The organism is Flammeovirga sp. SJP92, assembly GCF_001583495.1.
Taxonomy (GTDB): Bacteria; Bacteroidota; Bacteroidia; order Cytophagales; family Flammeovirgaceae; genus Flammeovirga.
In genome coordinates this window covers 664,914-685,024 of the sequence record NZ_LQAQ01000093.1, presented here as the reverse complement: position 1 = coordinate 685,024, position 20,111 = coordinate 664,914, and the positions used below count along the sequence as shown (strand labels likewise).

General features: G+C 34.8%; 16 protein-coding genes. 9 read left to right on the top strand and 7 right to left on the bottom strand.

The genetic code is table 11. The annotated features are described in order from the left end of the window. The first annotated feature begins 7 nt into the window (after window positions 1-7). The 5 genes from AVL50_RS23535 to AVL50_RS23515 all read left to right on the top strand — a co-directional run bounded on the left by AVL50_RS23535 (window position 8) and on the right by AVL50_RS23515 (window position 4,055). Window positions 8-667 carry a response regulator transcription factor gene (locus tag AVL50_RS23535; RefSeq protein WP_062619027.1) on the top strand — a complete coding sequence of 220 codons (660 nt, stop codon included), beginning with the start codon at window positions 8-10 and terminating at the stop codon, window positions 665-667. Window positions 668-736: 69 nt separating this feature from the next. Beyond that, window positions 737-1,072 (top strand): hypothetical protein, encoded by a 336-nt coding sequence (locus AVL50_RS23530; RefSeq protein ID WP_157491506.1) that lies wholly within the window; start codon window positions 737-739, stop codon window positions 1,070-1,072. 214 nt (window positions 1,073-1,286) lie between these two features. Then, a complete protein-coding gene (locus tag AVL50_RS23525; RefSeq protein ID WP_062619023.1) occupies window positions 1,287-2,045 on the top strand; it encodes a hypothetical protein in 759 nt (252 codons plus the stop codon). A 493-nt stretch (window positions 2,046-2,538) separates the two neighbouring features. After that, window positions 2,539-3,624 carry an ATP-binding protein gene (locus AVL50_RS23520; protein WP_062619021.1) on the top strand — a complete coding sequence of 362 codons (1,086 nt, stop codon included), beginning with the start codon at window positions 2,539-2,541 and terminating at the stop codon, window positions 3,622-3,624. Then, window positions 3,624-4,055, top strand: a complete 432-nt coding sequence (locus AVL50_RS23515) for a response regulator (RefSeq protein ID WP_062619019.1) — start codon at window positions 3,624-3,626, stop codon at window positions 4,053-4,055. The genes AVL50_RS23520 and AVL50_RS23515 overlap by 1 nt, the downstream gene beginning before the upstream one ends. A 93-nt stretch (window positions 4,056-4,148) precedes the next feature. Here the strand turns inward: AVL50_RS23515 and prfA are convergent, their stop codons facing one another. From prfA to AVL50_RS23490, 5 genes are all read right to left on the bottom strand, one after another. Continuing rightward, entirely contained in the window at window positions 4,149-5,222 is a 1,074-nt protein-coding gene (gene prfA, locus AVL50_RS23510; RefSeq protein WP_062619018.1) for a peptide chain release factor 1, read from the bottom strand. 145 nt (window positions 5,223-5,367) lie between these two features. Further along, window positions 5,368-6,261, bottom strand: a complete 894-nt coding sequence (locus tag AVL50_RS23505; RefSeq protein WP_157491505.1) for a toxin-antitoxin system YwqK family antitoxin — start codon at window positions 6,259-6,261, stop codon at window positions 5,368-5,370. 14 nt (window positions 6,262-6,275) lie between these two features. Beyond that, window positions 6,276-11,645 carry a hypothetical protein gene (locus AVL50_RS23500; protein WP_062619014.1) on the bottom strand — a complete coding sequence of 1,790 codons (5,370 nt, stop codon included), beginning with the start codon at window positions 11,643-11,645 and terminating at the stop codon, window positions 6,276-6,278. 103 nt (window positions 11,646-11,748) lie between these two features. Beyond that, the gene (gene prmA, locus AVL50_RS23495) at window positions 11,749-12,567 is read right to left on the bottom strand and encodes a 50S ribosomal protein L11 methyltransferase (protein ID WP_062619012.1); all 819 of its coding nucleotides are present in this window, start codon (window positions 12,565-12,567) and stop codon (window positions 11,749-11,751) included. A gap of 11 nt (window positions 12,568-12,578) precedes the next feature. Then, complete coding sequence (locus AVL50_RS23490) at window positions 12,579-13,076, bottom strand: dihydrofolate reductase (RefSeq protein WP_062619010.1); 498 nt, start codon at window positions 13,074-13,076, stop codon at window positions 12,579-12,581. 594 nt (window positions 13,077-13,670) lie between these two features. Between AVL50_RS23490 and AVL50_RS23485 the strand changes: the two genes are divergently transcribed. Further along, window positions 13,671-14,486 carry a hypothetical protein gene (locus AVL50_RS23485; RefSeq protein ID WP_062619008.1) on the top strand — a complete coding sequence of 272 codons (816 nt, stop codon included), beginning with the start codon at window positions 13,671-13,673 and terminating at the stop codon, window positions 14,484-14,486. Window positions 14,487-14,566: 80 nt separating this feature from the next. On the opposite strand, the gene AVL50_RS23480 is transcribed toward AVL50_RS23485, so the two are convergent. Both AVL50_RS23480 and AVL50_RS23475 read right to left on the bottom strand, forming a co-directional pair. Next, on the bottom strand, window positions 14,567-16,357 hold the full coding sequence (locus AVL50_RS23480) for a murein L,D-transpeptidase (RefSeq protein ID WP_062619006.1): 1,791 nt from the start codon (window positions 16,355-16,357) through the stop codon (window positions 14,567-14,569). Between the two features lie 50 nt (window positions 16,358-16,407). Next, window positions 16,408-16,896: a MarR family winged helix-turn-helix transcriptional regulator gene (locus AVL50_RS23475; protein ID WP_082795980.1), complete on the bottom strand. Its 489-nt coding sequence runs from the start codon at window positions 16,894-16,896 to the stop codon at window positions 16,408-16,410. A 301-nt stretch (window positions 16,897-17,197) separates the two neighbouring features. Here AVL50_RS23475 and AVL50_RS23470 point away from each other — a divergent pair, with 301 nt between their 5' ends. The 3 genes from AVL50_RS23470 (at window position 17,198) to AVL50_RS23460 (ending at window position 20,109) form a co-directional block, all read left to right on the top strand. Beyond that, window positions 17,198-17,599 carry an Hsp20/alpha crystallin family protein gene (locus AVL50_RS23470; RefSeq protein ID WP_062619003.1) on the top strand — a complete coding sequence of 134 codons (402 nt, stop codon included), beginning with the start codon at window positions 17,198-17,200 and terminating at the stop codon, window positions 17,597-17,599. Window positions 17,600-17,627: 28 nt separating this feature from the next. Further along, window positions 17,628-18,038: an Hsp20/alpha crystallin family protein gene (locus AVL50_RS23465; protein WP_082795979.1), complete on the top strand. Its 411-nt coding sequence runs from the start codon at window positions 17,628-17,630 to the stop codon at window positions 18,036-18,038. A 307-nt stretch (window positions 18,039-18,345) separates the two neighbouring features. Beyond that, on the top strand, window positions 18,346-20,109 hold the full coding sequence (locus AVL50_RS23460; protein ID WP_062618999.1) for an ABC transporter substrate-binding protein: 1,764 nt from the start codon (window positions 18,346-18,348) through the stop codon (window positions 20,107-20,109). Window positions 20,110-20,111: the final 2 nt, after the last annotated feature.

Here is a 20,111-nt window from a genome sequence, read left to right as displayed (position 1 = left end):
AGATAAAATGGGAAAGATTAAACTGTTTTTGGTGGATGATCATAAAATGATTCGTGAAGGTTTGAAGAATTTCTTATTGGATGAAAGTGATTTTGAGATTACAGGTGAGGCAGAACACGGCAAAGATTGTTTGGATCAATTAGAGAAAAATAGTGATATTGATATACTATTGACAGATGTGAATATGCCTGTCATGGATGGTTTGGAATTGGTTCAAAATGTAAAAGAGAAATATCCATCGATAAAAATTATAGCACTCACGATGTTGGGTGAAAGTCAACATATCAAGAAAATGCTGGGCGAGGGTGCTATGGGCTATTTACTGAAAAACTGTAGTGAACAAGAATTGATCAATGGTATCAGAATTGTGTATTCGGGCGGGACTTATTATTCTCCTGAAGTAACAAATGCCATCATTAATAATATCAGAAAAGTAAAACCTCAAAAGTCAAATGTTGCTTTGGAAGTACCATTGTCTGAAAGAGAAACAGAAGTGCTCCATCTGATATTAAAAGAAAAAACGAATAAGGAAATCGCTGAAGAACTTTTCATCAGTGTAAGAACTGTAGATGCTCACAAACGTAATTTACTGGATAAAACAGGTAGTAAAAACTTAGCAGGTTTGATTCTTTATGCCATAGACAGGGAATTATTTGATGATATTTAATCAAAATAGGTAATTCTCTAATAGACGAAGCCTTACTAGATAATAGATTTGTGTGTAAACCCTATGGACATGAATTTATTAATTGGAAAAGAGAATAATCTAAATAATAAACTTGTAGAGCAAATTCATTCCTTGACACCCATCAAAAGAGTGGACTTAGAAGAAATCGTAGATGATCAATTGACATCTGAAGGATATATTTTTGTAAATCTCCTGGATGTAAGTATTTCTTCCGCAGAAGTTTTGAGAATTGTAAGGAAAAAGTTTCCCAATGATTGTATTGTGGCAATGCACTGCTTTCAAGTTGATCATATGATCAATAAATTAATGGAGGAAGGATATCACGCTTATGTATCAATCTTAGACTTCACGGATTCTATCCATGATGTTTTTGGTGAGGTATAATACTGTTTGATATTTTCCCATTGCATGCAGACTATTGTCAGTAGTTTGTTTCGCTATTAAAGATCTCATTATATGAGGTCTTTTTTTGTGCCCTATTTCCTGACAAAGAGCGTAGTAAGCATTTTACCTAAAAAGGAATAATTAGTAATTCTCTATCCTATGCGGAAGCATTTTTCAAGAGATTTGAAGTATCAAAAAACAATAATCTCTCAACATGAAAAATCTATTTATAGCAGTATTGCTACTTGTATCATCTTTCTCATTTGCTCAAACTGCTGAAGAAAAAGCACAAGCAAATAATCCCTTAGCCAATCTCACGGCATTTAATCTCCAACAGTATTATTCACCAAATCTTTCAGGAAATAGTGAAGCTACTCAAAGTTCGTATTGGATGCGATTTGCTACACCAACCGGACGAGTGTTATGGAGAGCCTCTTTACCAATCAATACTTATTCGAATCCAGAATTAGGAGTGAGTCGATCTGGTATTGGAGATTTTGACTTATTCGGAGCGTATCTAGCTGTTTCAAAACCCACTTTATCAATAGGTATTGGACCATCGGTGTCAGCTCCAACAGCTACTCATTCATCGTTAGGTACAGGTAAGTGGACAGCCGGTGCTGCCGCAGTTGCTTATGCCAGTGTATCACCACAATTCCAAGTAGGTGGTTTAGCAATATGGCGTACCGATGTAGGAGGTGATGCGAATAAAAACGATGTCAATTTTATGGCGATCCAGCCTTTCGCCTTTTGGCAGGTGAGCAATGGGTTGTACTTCAGAACGGCTCCAACATGGAATTTCAATTTAGAGAAAGGAGAATACAACGTTCCTGTAGGCTTTGGTATTGGTAAAATAGTGAAGGTAGGTAACACAGTATGCAATTTCTTTGTTGAACCTCAGTACTCGGTATTACACCATGGTGATAATCAGTCTATTTTTCAGTTATATTCTGCATTGAATATGCAGTTTTAACTCTACCAATTGCTATGGGGTTTTATAAGTTGGAAGGGTTAGATTATAAAAGTAGCCTGACATTCATACCTTACTGACAATTGATGTTCTGTAAGGTATATTTTTAATGATAAATTGTCCTTTTTTTATGATTAGTGTGATGGGTACGCTTAAAGTAGTTTTATTCTGTTTAAATTGAACCATAACAGTATTCGTATCGTTATGCTTTTGTAAAGTAAGCAAAGATATGGGTTGAAGATAGAAGAGGCTTTACTACCAAAGATTTTGTAATCAAATTTTTTAGAAATCCTTTAATCATATAATGTGTTATAAGAATAAATTTTTATGTAAATCAGTCTTCAACCATTCATTATACTATAGCAAAAATATCAAGTATTTAAATAAGAATATCTTTCATCTTTCTTATAATCTTTAAAGGATAAAGTGTAAAAGTTCTAGATTATTTTAAATTGTTCTATTACGAAAACCCCAAATAACTATTCCACTTAAACCTATGAAACCATCCTATAATACGACCTTACTCCTTGATCACTTGAATACGGCGGTATATGTGTTGCGCCTCAAGTCAGGAGCAATATTGAATTTTGATATTGTTTATGCCAATTCAGTAAACAAGGAGGTGATCGGGACGGATTTGAGGGATTTTGTAGGATCTGACTTTAAATCTTCTTTTCCAGAATTATATGAGACCAAATTACCCTCATTGTATTATACCTCTATTAAAGAACAGAGAGTAGTGGATGTTGGAGAAGTGGAATATGGAGACTGTAAAGTCAGCAAGAATACCTATCTCATTAAAGCCATTCCAATTTCTCATCAAGAAGTAATGGTAACTTGTAATAATGTCACCAGGTTGAAAAGAGCTGAACGGGAATTAATCAAAAATAATATAGTACTCAAAGAGAAAAATAAATCACTCGAAGAATTTGCTTACATCACCTCTCATGACCTTCAGGAACCCCTAAATACAATTACAAGCTTTGTAGAAATTTTTAAGGAAAAGTATAACGGTTTGTTTGATGAAACAGGACAAATGTGTTTGAATTACCTTGAAAACTCAGCTACCCGTATGAGTGAAATGATTAAAGGGATATTACATCATTCACGACTTGGTACGGACGTCACGATTACTCAAGTGGACCTCAATAAAACATTACAGGGCATCAATGAGGATCTTAAAAGTGTTATTGATGAAAAAGATGCACTGATAAGGTCTGAAACCTTGCCTATACTCAAAGGTTGTGATGTCGGTTTGAGGTTACTCTTTCAAAATCTGATTCATAATGCATTGAAATATCAGAAACAGGGCAATCGTCCGGAAGTAACCATTAAAGTGAAAAGTCAACAGAATGGGTGGCTTTTCAGTGTGAAAGATAATGGTATAGGTATTCGAGAAAAACATCAAAAGAAGATATTTCAGGTTTTTCAACGGCTTCATACCAATGAAAGTAATTATCAAGGTACAGGACTTGGCCTTGCAAACTGTATGAAAATAGTAAAAGTATCTGGAGGTAAGTTGTGGGTTGAATCAACTTATGGTGAAGGAAGTACTTTCTTTTTTACGTTACCAAATTTATAATGGATCAATTAGCACATATTTTACTAATCGATGATAGTGAATCAATTAATTTCTTTAATCGATTGATCATCGAAGACTCAAAAATTACTAAAAAATGTACCTTTTTCTTAAGTGCTGAAAAGGGGCTCGATTATCTGAAACAGGAAGATAAAGAGCGGTACCCTTTGCCGAATATCATATTTCTGGACATCAATATGCCTAGAATGAATGGGTGGGAATTTATAACTGAATACGACAAATTGGATATTGAAATAAGAGAACAAATATCCCTGTTTCTCTTAACAACTTCTATCAATGATGACGACCTTCAGAAGGCAAATACACTTCCAACAGTAAAGGGATATCTGAATAAGCCACTGTCTGTAGAAACCATTATGTCAGCGTATAATTTAAGCTTAAATGTTTTACAGAGAAAGCCTACTATAGAGTGAAAAATCATTAAGTGCCTTTAATGAGAAACCCCTCCACTAATTTTTAGTGGAGGGGTTTTCTTGTATTTTTGAGGAAATTATGATGTCGCTGAATTAAGCTAAACCACTATTCTCCATTTTCTCTAAGTTATCAGCAATACGTAAACGGTCGATGAAATCTTGTAATTCACCATCCATAACGATTGGCAAGTTGAACACCGAGTGGTTGATACGGTGATCTGTTACACGACCTTGAGGGTAGTTATACGTACGAATTTTATCCGAACGAGCACCAGAACCTACCATGGATTTACGCTCTGCACCAATCTCTTCTTGACGCTTTTTCTCTTCGATAGCGTAAAGACGAGATTTTAACTCTTTTAATGCCTTGTCGTAGTTTTTCAACTTCGATTTCTCATCTTGACATTGTACGATAATTCCTGTAGGAAGGTGAGTAAGACGGATGGCAGAGTAAGTTGTGTTTACTGACTGACCACCAGGTCCAGATGAACAGAATTCGTCACGACGGATATCAGACATGTTCAATTCAATTTCTACATCGTCCATTTCTGGAAGTACAGCCACTGAAGCTACTGAAGTGTGAATACGTCCTTGAGATTCTGTTGCAGGAACACGTTGTACACGGTGAACACCTGCTTCATATTTCAACATACCGTAAGCATCTTCACCTTGGATGTTGGCTACGATTTTGTTGAAACCACCAGAAGTACCGTCAACGAAGTCGGTAATTGATAACTTCCATTTATGTTTTTCACAGAAACGTTGGTACATACGAAGTAAATCTCCTGCGAAGATTGAAGCTTCATCACCACCCGCACCTGCTCTGATTTCAAAGATGGCATTCTTAGAATCGTTAGGATCTTTAGGGATTAAAAGCATTTTTAATTCTTCTTCAATCACAGGGATCCCTTCTTGATGTTCGTCAAGTTCCATTTTTGCCATTTCACGCAATTCTGGATCTTTCTCTTCTTCTAATATTTGCTTTGCCTCATCAATACCCTCAAGCATATTTTTATACTCAAAGTATTTATTGACAACTTTCTCTAAATCTTTATATTCTTTGTTTAATTTGGCGTATAATTTCATGTCTGAGACAGTCTCAGGCTTCACCAAATCTTCGCTTACTTGATCAAAGCGTTCTTTTATTTTCTCAAGTTTATCTAACATCTCTGATTGACTTTGCTATAATTTCTACAAATGTACGCTTTTTTCATTAAAAGGAAGGTTTAAAAAAGTCCTTATGAACATTTGTTCAGTGGATTAGGTACTGGGTAAAAGTATTTTTGATCCACTCTGTTCGTTTTTTAAGGTCTTATTTACTCTTATGAGTCACTTTCCCGTTTTTATCCCATTCGTATTTTACTTTCGGGCCTGCGTAATCTTTTCTGTAGACGTTATTTTTATTTCTATACTGGGTTAATTTTTTTCTTCTCTGTCTTCCTCTTTTGTCCATTGCGTCATAGTATTCAGTCCAGTCACCAATTTTGTAACCGTACTTGTAACTGCCTACGACTTTCTTTCTGCCACTTTCATAAAAAGACTGATAGATACCATTGAGTTCTCCATGTTGATAGGGAGTTACTTCTTTAACTTTGGTTTGTTTAGAATCGTAATAAGTGATTTCAGCATCTTTAGGGAAGCCCATATAATAAAATTTCTTATCCTTGATCGTTTTATCTTTCCCATACCAAACCCATCTTCCGGTCAAGAGTCCTTTATAAAAGAAACCAGTAGTGACAGTATCTTTTTCAACGATTTTGACATAAGAACCATGTAAGGGGATACCATATTTGGAATTCGAAGTTGACTTTCTCTCTATCTTACGATCCTTCGCATTATAATAGTATTTTAAAGGTGCGTAAGGGTTAGGTGCTTCATATTCAGGTAAAACGAAGAAAAGTTCAAATACAGCTTTTCCTTTGTCACTAGAGCGGGTATATTGCTTTTTAGTTTTAATACCCCAAAAAATATTACGTTTCTTTTTCTTCTTTTTTTTGATTTGTGCCTGTTCTTCAGGTGCACCAGGGTTCAACTCAATAGTAGGAGCATCTTCGTCAATAGAATCCATCTCAACTACCATTGGTTTTGGTTTTATTTCTTCGCCTTCCTCATCATACTCATTTTGAGCATAGATAGTGGAAGAAGACATTCCAATTATTGATAATAAAAGGAACGTTGATTTAATAAGATAAAAAAGTCTTGCCATCTTTCTAGCCTAATTTAGAAATCATCTCCATCGTCTTCCTCTTCCTCTGGAATACTGTCAATACTATCATCCTCTTCTCCTTCAGTTGCTGAATTGTCTTCTACGCCTTCGAAATCATTACCGAAATCCTCTTCTTCTTCAATAGCTGTATTAAGTTCTGAATCATATCTTGAAGGGATCTCGGAACCATCTTTATAGGTATTATAGTACCACTCTAAGAATGCAAAGGTCTGTTTCGCTTTACCAGGAGTAACGTCGCTTTGTTTCTTAATGTCTTCCATGAAAGCCTTGTTAGAGCTAAATATACTCAATTCTCCGTTATCTTGTCTTATATGATACCAAATTCCTGTAGGGCCTTCTAAGAATATATTAATAACTCTATCGTTAGGTTCTCGGTCGCCATCATCACCAGTTTCTTCTTCTTTTGGTATTTCTATGAATCCAGTGACTACGGTGTTAATATCATCACCGAAGGCAGATAATAATTTGATTTCCTCTCCTTTAGAATGGAAAGCTGCGTTGTTATTATCCCACACCAACGGATTATCCAATATCACAATATAGCTACTGAGCAGTCTTGCAATATCGTAGCCATTCAAATAGTTTTTATATTGACTGGCATTGAATAGCGGTACAATTTGATGATTCAAAGTACCTAAACTGTCAATTTCATAATCTTCAGGAAGTACTCTTGGAGCATCCTCTTTATTGGATCTCATATCATTCAAAATATAAGATGCCACTTTTGAAGATAGCTTAGGACCAATAGCAAAGGAAGCATTCATAGAAAGCTCGTCAATTTCATGCATTGCTACTCCTTCTGCTGCAGTAAGAATAGAAGGAGTTTTTTCTTTAGGGTTTGGTTGAAGCAAATCGATTTTCCCTCTGAAATTGATTTTATTTTTCTGATGATCAAAGCTAAACCAGTTTCCTGCAATAGATGCATAAAACTCTTCTTCTCCTTTTGCTAATTCATCATAGTATCTCTTTGGTTTGATATGGAAAATACCTTTGTTACTTGTGCCGTCTAAGGATTCAAATTTCAGTAAACCTTCCACATTAAATAGCTTTCTGTGTTCCTTTCTGTAACCATCCGGGCGCTCAACAAAGCTATTGTAGATATAACCATTTTTCTCATCATAGAAAAGTCCTGTAATTAAAGGTAGATTCTCTTCTGTTGAAACTAGTTTTTCATCTATAATAACATGTGCTGTAGAGTCAGTTTCACCATCATCATTTGTAGATTCATAACTGAACCATTGCGTAGATTGTCCTGGAATGTTCAAGCGGGCATTTCCTCCTTTGAAACGAGCCACTTTTTTATTTTCAACCAAACCAATCTTACCATAATATTCTAATCCGCCAACAAATAATAAAGGATCACTTTCGCTTACCTCTCCATAAGCTCTATTTTGAATCGTGTTGTCAGAGATATCATTGTTATAGAACTCTTTGGCAATCACTCTGCTTATTTTAATCACCTTTGATTCTCCAAGCTCATTTTCATATTTATAATCTCCAGAAGCATTTACTTCTTTACTAGAAATCAGTTCAACATTGGCGTTGTAAATTGTGTGCAGTTTAGTGTATCTACTTAAAACGATTTTAGCGTTTGTCAATGGTTCAATTGTAGCACCATTACTGATTTTTACTGTTTGATTTAATGAATCAGGTAGAATATCAAGGTTGCTGACTTTTATCTTGTCCACATTGTAAATGTTCAGCTTATTGGATGCTAAATCATAATTGGCGGAATCACCTTCAATAAGTAATGAATCTTGAGATGGCTCATTGGAAACAAATTTACCTTTTTGACTTTCTCCTGCAGACATGTAAATCTTTTTGGAATCGATGTCCCAAAGGGCTTCATTAATTGAAGTTTGGAAATTTACCGCTGGGAAAGTAAGGGAAGAAGTGTTTCTGCTATTATTCTCCGTACGGATAAGGACCTTATTGTCTATTACATTTCTTGCTACTCTGATATCATTACCGTGCATTGATGGACTGCCTTCAATATTGGATTTGATATCAAAAGTGGAATGTCTACTAATATAGCCGTCTTTTTGGAATCTAAAGTTTTGAGATTTATTTCTAGATTCTGAAGTTTCGATTTCACCTTCACCAAAGATTTTTGTTGGAAGAAGGGCTAGATCACCAGAAAATTTAGTGTCATCATTATAAATAGTAAAAGGCTCCTCATAAGTACCTTTAAAAGCCATACTGTCTCTAAATACATACCATTTCATATCGTAAGTATGCATTTCTACTCTAGGGTGAATATCAGATTCTATAATACCTTTTGTACCTTGAGTTGTCACAGAATCGGAATAGAAAATAAAGTCATCTGATTTAAATTCACTTCCTAAATATTCTAACTCTCCACTGCCTCTGATTCCTTTATGGGTTAAAGCAATATCTCCATCAAAGTGACCTTTACCACTGAGTTTTGGACCAAAATCAGTCTTTTTCTTTTTAACGTAAATGGGCCACCCTTTTTCACTTCCCCATGGAGCATCGTGATTGGTATTTCTTTCTAAAACAAAAATACCTGATGTTGGATCCATGGTCACTTCGTCTTTGAAAGAAGGGAAAATTCCTCCCGTATTTAGTACTCCATTAAATGAAACGTCACTATGTTCTACAGAGGCGTCCACAGTGAAAGTATCTAACTCAAAAACAATTCTTTTGTCATAGGCTCCATTCAAAATTGAAGGACGGTCATAATAAATACGACCACCTTTACTACTGCTGTCTGATGTAGCATTGAATGAAGGGAAGCCATTGATATTTAAGAGACCACTTTTGTTGAATGATTTATTGATATAAAGTGTACCACCAGTATCAACTAAAGGGTTTGGAGCTTCTTTTGGTTTTCCTGTAATACTGTCTTTCAATACAAAGCTGATAGAGTCAACATCAGTAAGCTGAATAAGGAAGCTATCGTAATCAAATGTAAATTCCTTACCTCTGAAAAGGTAAGTTCCGGCCATAAACTCTCCACCAAAAGATATTTTTCTTTCTTTTTCAATTGTCAAACCAGCACTGTCTGGAGTTACAAATACGTTCAGAGAATCGGAAATTGGGAAGTAAGGTACCTTTTTAAGAATCAGCTTAGAGCTATCGTCCAATGAAAGCTGAGCGTTAGCACTACCGTCAACTGGCAATTGAGCCGCAATACTCAAGTTATCAAAATCTCTATTGAAAAGAGCTTGTTCTTGTCTTGCACTCAGGTGTTCAAAATTCATTCTTGAGGTCATTGCCCTTCTTCTTCTTTCGCTTGAAGCATAGAAGTAGCGGTCAAGATACCTGTAGGCTTTATCGTTGAGTTTTACAATTTTTGAATAAGGATCATATTCAATAAGTCCGTCAATTGCCATAGATTGAAGACTTTCATCAAACTGCTCTTCATTGATCTGAAGTTCTTTGGCAAGTTGACCAGCATCAAAACATTTTCGTCTATGTGATCTTGAGTGATTAACAAGAATCATCAGCGGATGAAACTTTTTCATGCCTTGAATTCTTGTTACAAAACCAGGATGGAAAAAGTCCTGTGATTCTACAATTAGAGGAACAATTTTTTCACCTCCTGTAATTCTAAAATCAAGAGAGTCCTTCGTAATATCCCAATCAATTGCATCAGCATAGACATTCACGTCCTGAGCACTTAATGTAAACGGATTAAATCTGTAGATATCTGTGGTCTTTCTGAAGTACACCTTTTTGATACTGTCACCAATGCTGATATAAGAGTTAACAGAAGGATGGGAGATGGTATCTCCATTCGAATAGTAGATATCAATCTGACTTGATTTAGTTCTTATAACTTCACCTTCGTCTTTTATGCGTACTTCTTTATCGGAACGCAAAGTGAAAAGAGCTGAATTATCATTTTTTACTGTGATAGTTGTTGGAGCACCAGAAACAGCCTTGGATACTGTATGTTTTCCTTTGATGGCAAACCCTCCTTTCATCTCCATCTCTTCTGGAAGGTTTTTCCAATGAAGATTATTATTATAGCTGATAAATTGAGGATAAATTGCCCTTTCTGGGAATTTATTAAAGTGACCACTTCTATAGGTAAATGCACCAATCGCAATTGTATCGAGGTAATGACTAAAATACATTTCAGCATGATCCGCCTCAATGTAAGCTACTCTTGTATCAAAACTGAAGTGAGGTAATTCACACCAGGCAGAATCTTTAGAGAAATTGACATTTTCCCAATAGAAACGCCCTCCTTGACACACAATTGTATCAGATTTGAAAAGGAAAGTACCTACAGTATGTTCAAGTAATGCTGTATCAAATTTTGTAGTAATCAGTAAGTCAGCTTCTGAAATATGGAGCATAGGCCCTTCCAGAGGTGGCATATCTGTGATGCCAGGATCATAATTTACAATTTCAGAAGATTGTTCATTACAGTCTTCTGAAAAGGCGTAAGTATCAGCTTCCGCTCCACTGTCTCTTCCATCACTGCTGCCTTCATCATATACCTCAATGCTACTGTCGTCACCACTCCATGAGTCACCCCAATCAGAGGAACCATCATCGGAACTCCAGTCACTGCTACTGTCATTGCCCCAGTCTACGCTTCCGCTGTCCCATGAATCATTACTGCTGTCATCACCCCAGTCTGTATTGCCACTATCTTCCCAAGAGTTTTCATCATTGCCGGAAGAGTCATCACCCCAATCAGAAGAAGAGTCAGAGGTGTTTTCTTGTGCAACATCTTCATTGGTTTCAAACCAGTCTTCTTTTGGAGCTTCTTCCTGTGCTTCTTTATTGATTTCTACCACCATGTTGTCACTCACATAGCCATCTGCTGATAGTTCATGCATAAACTCATACTCACCTCCCATTACTTTGATGGTGGTGTACTTTGATTTCTCAATCAGTCTTTTCTCCAAAAAGAGTCTTGATTTATAGAAGAAATTATGAGTGACTTTTGGAGTATAAGAAATAAGACAAGTATCTGCTATTTCTAAGAACCGGGTGAATTGATTGTTATTATGACCTGCTGAATCTATGAATGCCATGATACAGCCATAATACATTGCCGCTTGATGTTTGTACTTGAAGCGGTTCTTATGCATACGTTTAGTACTCTTAAAAATCCATTCTTTTTGATTCTCCTTGATGACATTATTTTCCCAATGAGACTCAAAATCAGCCATGATGGTATCACTTCCTAATCGGACACCTTTTTGCAAATACAAATTAAGGTCCACCAAGAAGCTATCATACTCAGTAAAAGGATGATAGTACTTTTTTACTAATGAATCTGACTGCACATTGTTGGCGTCAGATTGAGCAAATAGGGCTGATGAGTAAAAACTCAATAAGAAGAGTAGAGGTAGAAATTTATATTTAAACTTTGAAAGCATAAGTTCAAAAGACGATTTAAAAATAAAAGAGGCTGTAATAGACACTCTTGTTCAATTACAGCCTACTTATAAGCTTGTTTCGCAAAAAATACTCCAAAAAGTATTAATTTTCAAATACGGCACTTACCCAATTATCTTTCTCTAAATGTGAAAGGTAAGTAAGACCTACTGAATTAGCTTTTTCAGTTATTATTGGAAGATCTTCTGTGTAGAATCCACTGAGTAATAGTTTGCCACCTTTGGTGATAAGTTTTTGGTACGTAGGCATTTCTTCCAACAAAACATTCCTATTAATGTTGGCCAATACGATTTCGTATTCTTCTAGCTTCTCCATTTCGTGTACAGTTCCTACTGTCACTCTTAAATCTACATTATTTAAAGAAGCATTTTCTAAAGCGTTTTCACACGACCAGTCTTCTATATCACAAGCGTCAACTTGTTCTGCTCCTAGAAGTTTCGCCATTACAGCTAAAATTCCAGTACCACATCCCAAGTCAGCAACATTTTTACCTTTATGATCGATTGTAAGTTGATTTCTCAACATCAAAGTTGTAGTAGCATGATGCCCTGTTCCAAAAGACATTTTCGGAGTAATGACAATTTCATACTTGTACTTTGGATTGGCAGGGTGGAAGGAAGCTCTGATTTGTAGTTCTTCGCTAATTTCTACTGGATCATAATGACTTTCCCATAACTTATTCCAGTTTTGCTTTTCCTGCTCTTCAACTGTATAAGTGATTTGTTCTTCGAAGAAATCCAATGCTTCTTTTACTTCAACTTCATTATAAAGGTCTTTTTCAATTGAAGCTTCAAACCCATGGTCATTTTCAAGAAATGCATCAAACCCAACATTTCCCAAAACCGCCTGAAGAACTTCACTTAGTTCCTCATTGCATTCCACTTTGATGACAATGTAATTCATAAAAAGGTTAATTATTTATTGCGTATATAATTTACAAAAGAATAAGCATACGGAGAAGTCATATTTTTGGGATATTCAAACCTTGATATTTCAGACCACTGACTAGGTAGAATATCTGGGAAGAAAGTATCCCCAACAAATTGATCATGTATTTCAGTGATATAAAGTTTATCTGCAATTTTCATTGCCTCTTCATAAATTTTTCCACCACCAATAATAAACACCTCTTGCTCACCTTTTTGTCTAGCCATTTCAATAGCGTCAGCTAAACTGTTAGTCAATACACCTCCGTCGAACACTTGGAAATCAGGGTTTCTTGAAATGACAATATTCACTCTGTTCGGTAAACATTTACCGATAGATTCATGTGTCTTTCTACCCATAATCACCGTGTGGTTTGAAGTCACTTTTTTGAAGTATTTTAAATCAGCGGGAATATGCCATATGAGCTGATTATCTTTTCCTATCACATTATTAGTAGCTTTTGCTACAATGATGGATATTTTCATATTTGATATATTTATTAAAAAATTGTCGTGTCTAAAGGCATTTTTGAAACATGAACCTCAAAAAAGAAGTCTCAAGCATGCTCCAGTTCATAGGACCAATTTCTATTTAATAATTGAGTAAATAAGAAACATCTAAATGAGCAAAACAAAAGTAGAGTTTTTATTCTATGATTCCCAAGTAAAAGAGACTTTAGTCATAGTACTGCGTTAAGGGAAATGTCAATCATCATTAATTTGGTTCTTTCAAAAAAACACACTGAATAAATTTCATTATTTTCTTTATTCCTACAAAGATAAGCTACAAACTGCTAAAACAATAGAATTCACATTGCAGTAGTTCTAAGTATAAAGTCAAAAATAGTGTATAATCAATACATTATTGAATGCAATTAGTAATTTGATTCTAAGATTAAAGAGAAATGCTCAAACAAAAATTTATTTTTTATGATTAAGTTTGCTATATTCTTATAACAATAGCAAACTTAGTGATTTTTTGCTTTCTATTCATCACTTTCTTATTTGTAGGAATCATTTATAGAATGTAAATTACTATAGTAAACCCTTATTTATCTGAACGAATTAAATTAGCTAGACTTGAAGAAGTTAATCATCTCTTTAATATTTATCTGTATTTCCCCGTTAGCCGTTTTTGCTCAATTTCCAGTTGAGGAGGAGGATGAATATTATGAAAAAGAATGGGCCTTGGGTATTATGATGAATACCTACGGGGGAACTATTGGTGGAGCTTCTCTCCGTTTCTCCAAGAAATTCTTTTATGAGCATAAAATCACAGAGTCATTGGGAAGAAACAGTGGTAAAACGAAAGTGACTCGTGGTAGAGTTGGGCAAATAGAGAACGAAAGGAAGTACCATTCATTGAGTATAGAATTTCTAAACATCAAACACCCTAAAGAGGAAAGAAGACAAACCTATACAGGTGAAGGTGTTGTCTATGGAAAAATGAACAGACTTTACGCCATCCGACCTATGTTTGGTAAAGAGTGGATTATCTTTAAAAAAGCTAGGAAACAAGGAGTGCAGATGAATGTGATTGTCAATGCAGGTCCTTCTATTGGGCTTGTAACCCCTTACCTCATCAAATATAAAGACCCTCAAGATGGAGTGATTACGAAGCAATTTACGAAGCAGGATTTTGCAGATTATAGTAGTTATATTGAGGGAACAGGCTCTTTTGGGGAAAGTCTTTCCAAGGCCAGTGTAGTGGCAGGTTTAGCGCTAAAGGCTTCTTTGTCGTTTGAATTTGGGGTAAATAAGAGAAGTATAACAGGTATTGAAGCAGGCATTATTGCAGATGCTTACACACAGGAAGTTCAGATCATGGCATCTTCAGATAACCGTAGTTTTTATTCAGCAATGTTCCTTACCTTCTTCTTCGGAGGAAGAAAGTAACAGAGTGTAAAAATAATAAGGAGAAAAGGTATAGCATGTAGAGTGCTATACCTTTTGTGTTTATATCATAAACTGTACAATTAATACAGTGATTTGTTGAGTTCTTTTAATACTTTTTTATCTCTTGAATAAATATCATCATAGAAATGAACTGCAACATCAGGCCCAAGCATTGCTGTGAAATACAGTAAATAAACAGTAGGTCTTTCCATCAAAATTACTCTTTTCAATTCATGAGTTTTTACAATTTCCTCAATCTTTTCTAAGGTATACCCTTGATCTTTCAGTAACTGTTCCCCCAGTTTTAGAGGTTCATGTACTCTGATACAACCGTGACTGAATGCTCTTGAATTTCTGCTGAATAAATATCTGGAAGGAGTATCATGCAGATAAATTGAATATTTATTGGGGAAAATGAATTTGATGTATCCTAGTGCATTTCCTGGTCCTGATCCTTGGACAATATAATAAGGAAAGCTTTTTTGTTTGATCGTTTTCCAGTCAACAGAATAAGGATCAATTTCATTATTGGCTCTGTCATAAAGCTTCATATTTTGCCTTTTCAGATAACCAGCATCCTTTTTAAGTTTAGGAAGCATTTCTTTACTTGCTATACTATAAGGAACATTCCAAGTGGGATTAATGTCTATATAGCTCATTTTTGCTTTGAATACAGGCGTTTGATGGTAAGGTTTTCCTACTACCACATTAGTAGTGTAATACCACTCGCCATGCTTATGAAGGTACAATGTGAAATCTGCAATATTGACAAAAATAAAATTATCATCATCTTCGTGATTGATCCACCTGGCTCTTTCCATATTCACTCTCAGCGTGTTGATTCGGCTTGAAATAGGAACATTCAACGCCTTGAGAGTAGCTTTTCCTACTTTTCCATCTTGTTCTAATCCATACATTTTCTGAAATGCAATAATGGACTGTTTCAAATTCTCATTATAAAGAGTAGATGCCGTGTCTAAAAGAGGAACTGTAACGTAAGCTGAATCAAGAATAGGGGCAGGGTTGAAAGGAATCATTGAAGTGATGGTATCAATCTCAGGTCTGTTTGATGGAGCATTCACAATTGCAATTCCTTCTTGCTGAGAGCGGAATGTAGTATCTACTTTAAGTACGGTAGAATCTACTGGGATAAGATTTCCGGTGATGGCCAATCTTTTTCTTAGCTCAGGAATAAACTCATTGTTATCACCCAACTCTATTGATTCTATTTTTTGAAGTTTTGTATAACCGCCTTTCGCCTCAATTTCCCTGAAGTTTTTTAATGATTTTCGTAATCCGGTGTATAAGATGTTACTAGGTCTAATAGAGGCAGAAGCCTCAAGAATTTTTTCTTGTTCAATAGGTGCTAAAAAAAGCTTGATTCTATCTTCAGAAAATTCCTTGGTGTCAAAATTCCAAGTAGAAGAGATGGTTTCAGGTTGTACTTTTCCCCAAATCAAATGAGAACTCAATAATATTCCAGCATCAGTCATTGCAATATCATAGAGAGCCTTTTCTTCATTGGTCAATGAAGGTTTATTTTTCAGCTCCATGATGATTTTCAAATGATAATGCTCAGGTGTTAAACCATCATTATAGCTGTCATTAATAACAAAAAGAAGATCTTCGATGTTTTTTGGGGAAGTCCATATTGGCTGGTATTCTCTTCTTTCATAGATCAAAGGCATTAAACTGTCCGAGAAGATTTTGATACCATAAGATGGGTCTCCGGAATTGAGTGCTTGAAGAACAGTTTTAATTTCTGGAGTTTGCTGTGAGAAAAGTGTATTGGAAAATAGAAGTGAGATAAAAAACACAATTGATCCAATACACTTTTGCCAACAAATAAGAGTATTAGTTTGTTGTTGCATATTTTTGAAAGTAACCTTTCTATTATTAAGAGCTTTTTCGGTTGGAGAGGTTATGCACCTTTTTGATCATCAAGAATATTCTCATCATATTCTACGATGTTCTCTAAACATTTTGTTAGTAAGTCTGCGGCATGTTCAACATCTTCTAAAGGAATTCCTTTTGTGATAGAAAGAATTGCATCTTGAGCAATGCCTACAACTTGTTCTTTAAGGTCTCTTGCTTTTCTTGTTAGATAAATAAGTTTTGATCTTTTATCGTTAGGATTTGGAACTCTTGTTACCAAGTTATTCTTCTCCATATTATCGATCAAACTCGTGATACTTGCTCTGTTTTTCAATAAAAATGTAGCAAACTCTTGTTGTGCTCTACCATCTTTATCCCAAAGCATCACAAGCACATCCCATTGTTCTCTTGATATAGGTAATCCTTCACGTTCAAAAGCACGCCCTAAGGTGTAGTTGCCTAACCTTGATACTTGTGCGATGATTTTAGTCAGACGTCTTCTCTTCTCAACATCTTCTCTCATTAATGTGCTCATTAGATATGAATTTGAATTGATAAGTAATTAAATGTCCTGTAATGTAATTAATTGTTTGTGTTTAATCAAAATTTAAAACCTAAAATTATTCTCAAGTATTGGCACGCTTGAACGGGAACTTGAATTTTAATTTTGACTCATTTTGTCCGATTAATTTCGTTTAAAATGACATTATGTCATTTGTTGGAGCGTTTTTATTAATATAAAATGACAAAATGTCTTAATTTTTCACTTGGTATACCTCTTGTCTATAAGCAAACTGTAAAATTGATATTGAAATTAAAATTAAAATAATAAAATCATGAGTATCACAACTTATAGACCTTCGACAAGAAAATCATTTGTTTCAAATGTAATTAATGCAGTAGAAAGAAATAGGCAATCATTTGTGCCTGTGAATATTAAGGAAGATGAAGCAGCCTTTTATTTAGAATTAGTAGTACCAGGTTACAAAAAAGAGTTTTTCTCAATTGATGTTGAAAATAATAGATTGAATATTAACTATAAGCAACCAAAAGAAGAGAACAAAACAGAAGAGAAAATCTTAGTCAATGCTTATCAAGTAAGTGATTTTGAAAAAACGTTTAGAATCTCTGACTTAATTAAAGTAGAAGCTTTAGAAGCGAAATTTAATGCAGGTATTTTGACTGTAACTTTACCAAAAAGTGAAGAGAAAAAGCCTGTTAAAATTGAAGTAAAATAATTAGCCAAACCAAAACATAAATAATAAAATGAAACATTCATTGTCAGATTACCCAACAACTTTTATTTCCTCTTTAATGAGTGATGTTGTTAATGTATTAGATACTGTAAACCCGTTAGATGCTCAGGTTCCTATGAACGTGAAAGAGTATGCGGAAGGGTTCACTGTTGAAATAGTTATTCCAGGTGTTAAGAAAGAAGATGTGGAAATTGCCATTGATCAAAACAAATTAGTGGTGACTTACAAACATACTGAAGTAGAGCAGGAAGGAGTTACATATTTGAAAAGAGAATTTGTAGGTAAAGATTTCAAAAGGTCTTTTACACTTCCTAATAATATTAATGTAGAGGGTATTAATGCTTCATACGATGACGGAATTTTATCCGTAGTGTTGCCGAAGAATACTCCTGCTGAGAAAAAAACAATAGAAATCAGCTAGTCAATAATAGTCGTTATCAAATCACGGATCCCTATTGTGGTGAGTAGGTTGGATTTGTGACAGATAGTTTTAGAGTTCCTTTTTTTAGCCAATCTCATTTTTTGAGGTTGGCTTTTTCTATTCAAAAAAACTAATAAAACTGTAATTCAGAAGGTTCTATTACCTATTATTTATCCCAAAGTGTTTTTAATCATAACCGTTTTTGTAACTTGCAGTTGCTTTTAATTCGAAAGAACTATTTTTCTTATTACCAAAGCCATATTCTAAATTTTTATCTCAGTTTAAATAAGAAGAAGATCATTTTTTTATGAGATACTTTTATACGTTAATCTTGACTTTCTTAGTTTCTATCAGTGCTTTTGCTCAAAGTGGAAAAACTGAAGTTGAGAAATATACTTACGGGAAACAATTAATAGACCAAGGAAAGTACCAGCCTGCGATTGTGGTATTACAAGATATGATGAGTCTTAAAGGAGCAACTTTGCAGCCTTATGCACTTACATTGATTGGGTATGCTAATTATCAGGAAGGTAACTTTACAGAAGCACAAAATAATTTAAATAAAGCAATTGCAGATTATGCGGATTGGGATGAGAAAGAACAAGCAAAATACCTTTTAGGTTGTGCTTATCTGAAAGCCACTAAGTATGATGAAAGCTTGATGATTGCTAATGGAATCACGGACAGTAAACTCAGAGAAGAGCTGACTGCAATGATTTACCAATCTTTAGAAGCACTTTCTATTGAAGAGTTGAAGCCAATTTGTGAGGCAAACACTGATAATAAAGAGATTGCATCTTTGCTTTTCAATAAAATATTAGAACAGCCTAAAGAGGAAAGAGATGAAGAGCTGTTGACAAAGCTTTCTGTTCATTTGGGTATTGAAATTAATAAGCATGTAGTTAGAAAATCTCAAAAGAAAGAGAAATATACTGTAGCTGTAGTATTGCCATTCTTTACTGAAACTACGAATGGAAATGCATTGAGAGTCAAAAACGAATTTGTTTATAATATCTATCAAGGAATTTTAATTGCTAAAGAATACTTGGCAAAAAGAGATGTCAACATAGATGTAGTGGCTTATGATACTAAAAGAGATACAACTCATTTGAAAGGGTTGCTTGAAGATCCTAAAATGATGAATGTAGATCTTATTGTGGGACCATTATATGCAGATATGTTGCCATTGGTACAGCAATTCTCAAATGAAACTGGTATTCCAATGGTCAATCCAATTTCAAATAACAGTATGGTGATTGAAAACTCTTCTAATGCATTTTTAGCTACTTCAACTCCTGAAACAATTGGAAGAAGTTTAGGTAAAAGATTAAGAGCTGAGGAGTTAGCAACATTAGAGCAATTCCCTGAAGGCGATTCTTTGAGAATTCAAGCAGACACAGTTCAAACTTATGTTGTTTTTGGACATTCAACCAAAGAAAAACAAATGGCTGTAGCTTTTAAAGAAGCTTATGAGGCTGAAGGTGGTAAAATTGCAGCTTATCAAGAGTTTGACCCAGTAGATGGTTTTGAGGTATTGCAGGAGATGTTTGATCCTTTGGCTTACGATGATTCTCTGGGAGTGGTAAAAGATTCAACTGCTCATGTATTTATTGCAGTAACTAATGAAGTTGAAGCTTTAAGTACAGTAAGTGCATTATTGTCATTAGGTACAGTGGCCTCTGCTTATGTTCCTCAAGAATGGTTGAAATACAAACAGTTGAGTTATTCTCAAATGGAGACTGCAAAAATCAATATCCTATTCCCCAATTGGTTTGATGATGACTCTTTCAGAGCAAAAACATTTATTGCTGAATATCAAGAAAAATTTAATAACCAGCCCTCAAGCTTTGTATATGATGGTTTTGAAACCATGTTTGCTTTTGGTATGATCATGAGTGAATACGGAAATGGTTTTGTGCAGCAGTTAAAAGCAAGTGACGAGTTCAGGAAAGGATATTTGACCCCAGCTTATAATTATAAGAATGCTCAAGACAATCAATATGTTCCGATTATTCAATTTGTTGATGGAGATTTGAAGAATAAAACTCCAATTGAAGAAGCAGTGAACTAAGA

Coding starts and splice junctions, on each gene's coding strand:
- AVL50_RS23460 (WP_062618999.1), top strand. CDS start 18,346: ATGAGATACTTTTATACGTTAATCTTGACTTTCTTAGTTTCTATCAGT.
- AVL50_RS23515 (WP_062619019.1), top strand. CDS start 3,624: ATGGATCAATTAGCACATATTTTACTAATCGATGATAGTGAATCAATT.
- prmA (WP_062619012.1), bottom strand. CDS start 12,567: ATGAATTACATTGTCATCAAAGTGGAATGCAATGAGGAACTAAGTGAA.
- AVL50_RS23480 (WP_062619006.1), bottom strand. CDS start 16,357: ATGCAACAACAAACTAATACTCTTATTTGTTGGCAAAAGTGTATTGGA.
- AVL50_RS23470 (WP_062619003.1), top strand. CDS start 17,198: ATGAGTATCACAACTTATAGACCTTCGACAAGAAAATCATTTGTTTCA.
- AVL50_RS23500 (WP_062619014.1), bottom strand. CDS start 11,645: ATGCTTTCAAAGTTTAAATATAAATTTCTACCTCTACTCTTCTTATTG.
- prfA (WP_062619018.1), bottom strand. CDS start 5,222: ATGTTAGATAAACTTGAGAAAATAAAAGAACGCTTTGATCAAGTAAGC.
- AVL50_RS23520 (WP_062619021.1), top strand. CDS start 2,539: ATGAAACCATCCTATAATACGACCTTACTCCTTGATCACTTGAATACG.
- AVL50_RS23530 (WP_157491506.1), top strand. CDS start 737: ATGAATTTATTAATTGGAAAAGAGAATAATCTAAATAATAAACTTGTA.
- AVL50_RS23525 (WP_062619023.1), top strand. CDS start 1,287: ATGAAAAATCTATTTATAGCAGTATTGCTACTTGTATCATCTTTCTCA.
- AVL50_RS23505 (WP_157491505.1), bottom strand. CDS start 6,261: ATGGCAAGACTTTTTTATCTTATTAAATCAACGTTCCTTTTATTATCA.
- AVL50_RS23475 (WP_082795980.1), bottom strand. CDS start 16,896: ATGAGCACATTAATGAGAGAAGATGTTGAGAAGAGAAGACGTCTGACT.
- AVL50_RS23490 (WP_062619010.1), bottom strand. CDS start 13,076: ATGAAAATATCCATCATTGTAGCAAAAGCTACTAATAATGTGATAGGA.
- AVL50_RS23535 (WP_062619027.1), top strand. CDS start 8: ATGGGAAAGATTAAACTGTTTTTGGTGGATGATCATAAAATGATTCGT.
- AVL50_RS23465 (WP_082795979.1), top strand. CDS start 17,628: ATGAAACATTCATTGTCAGATTACCCAACAACTTTTATTTCCTCTTTA.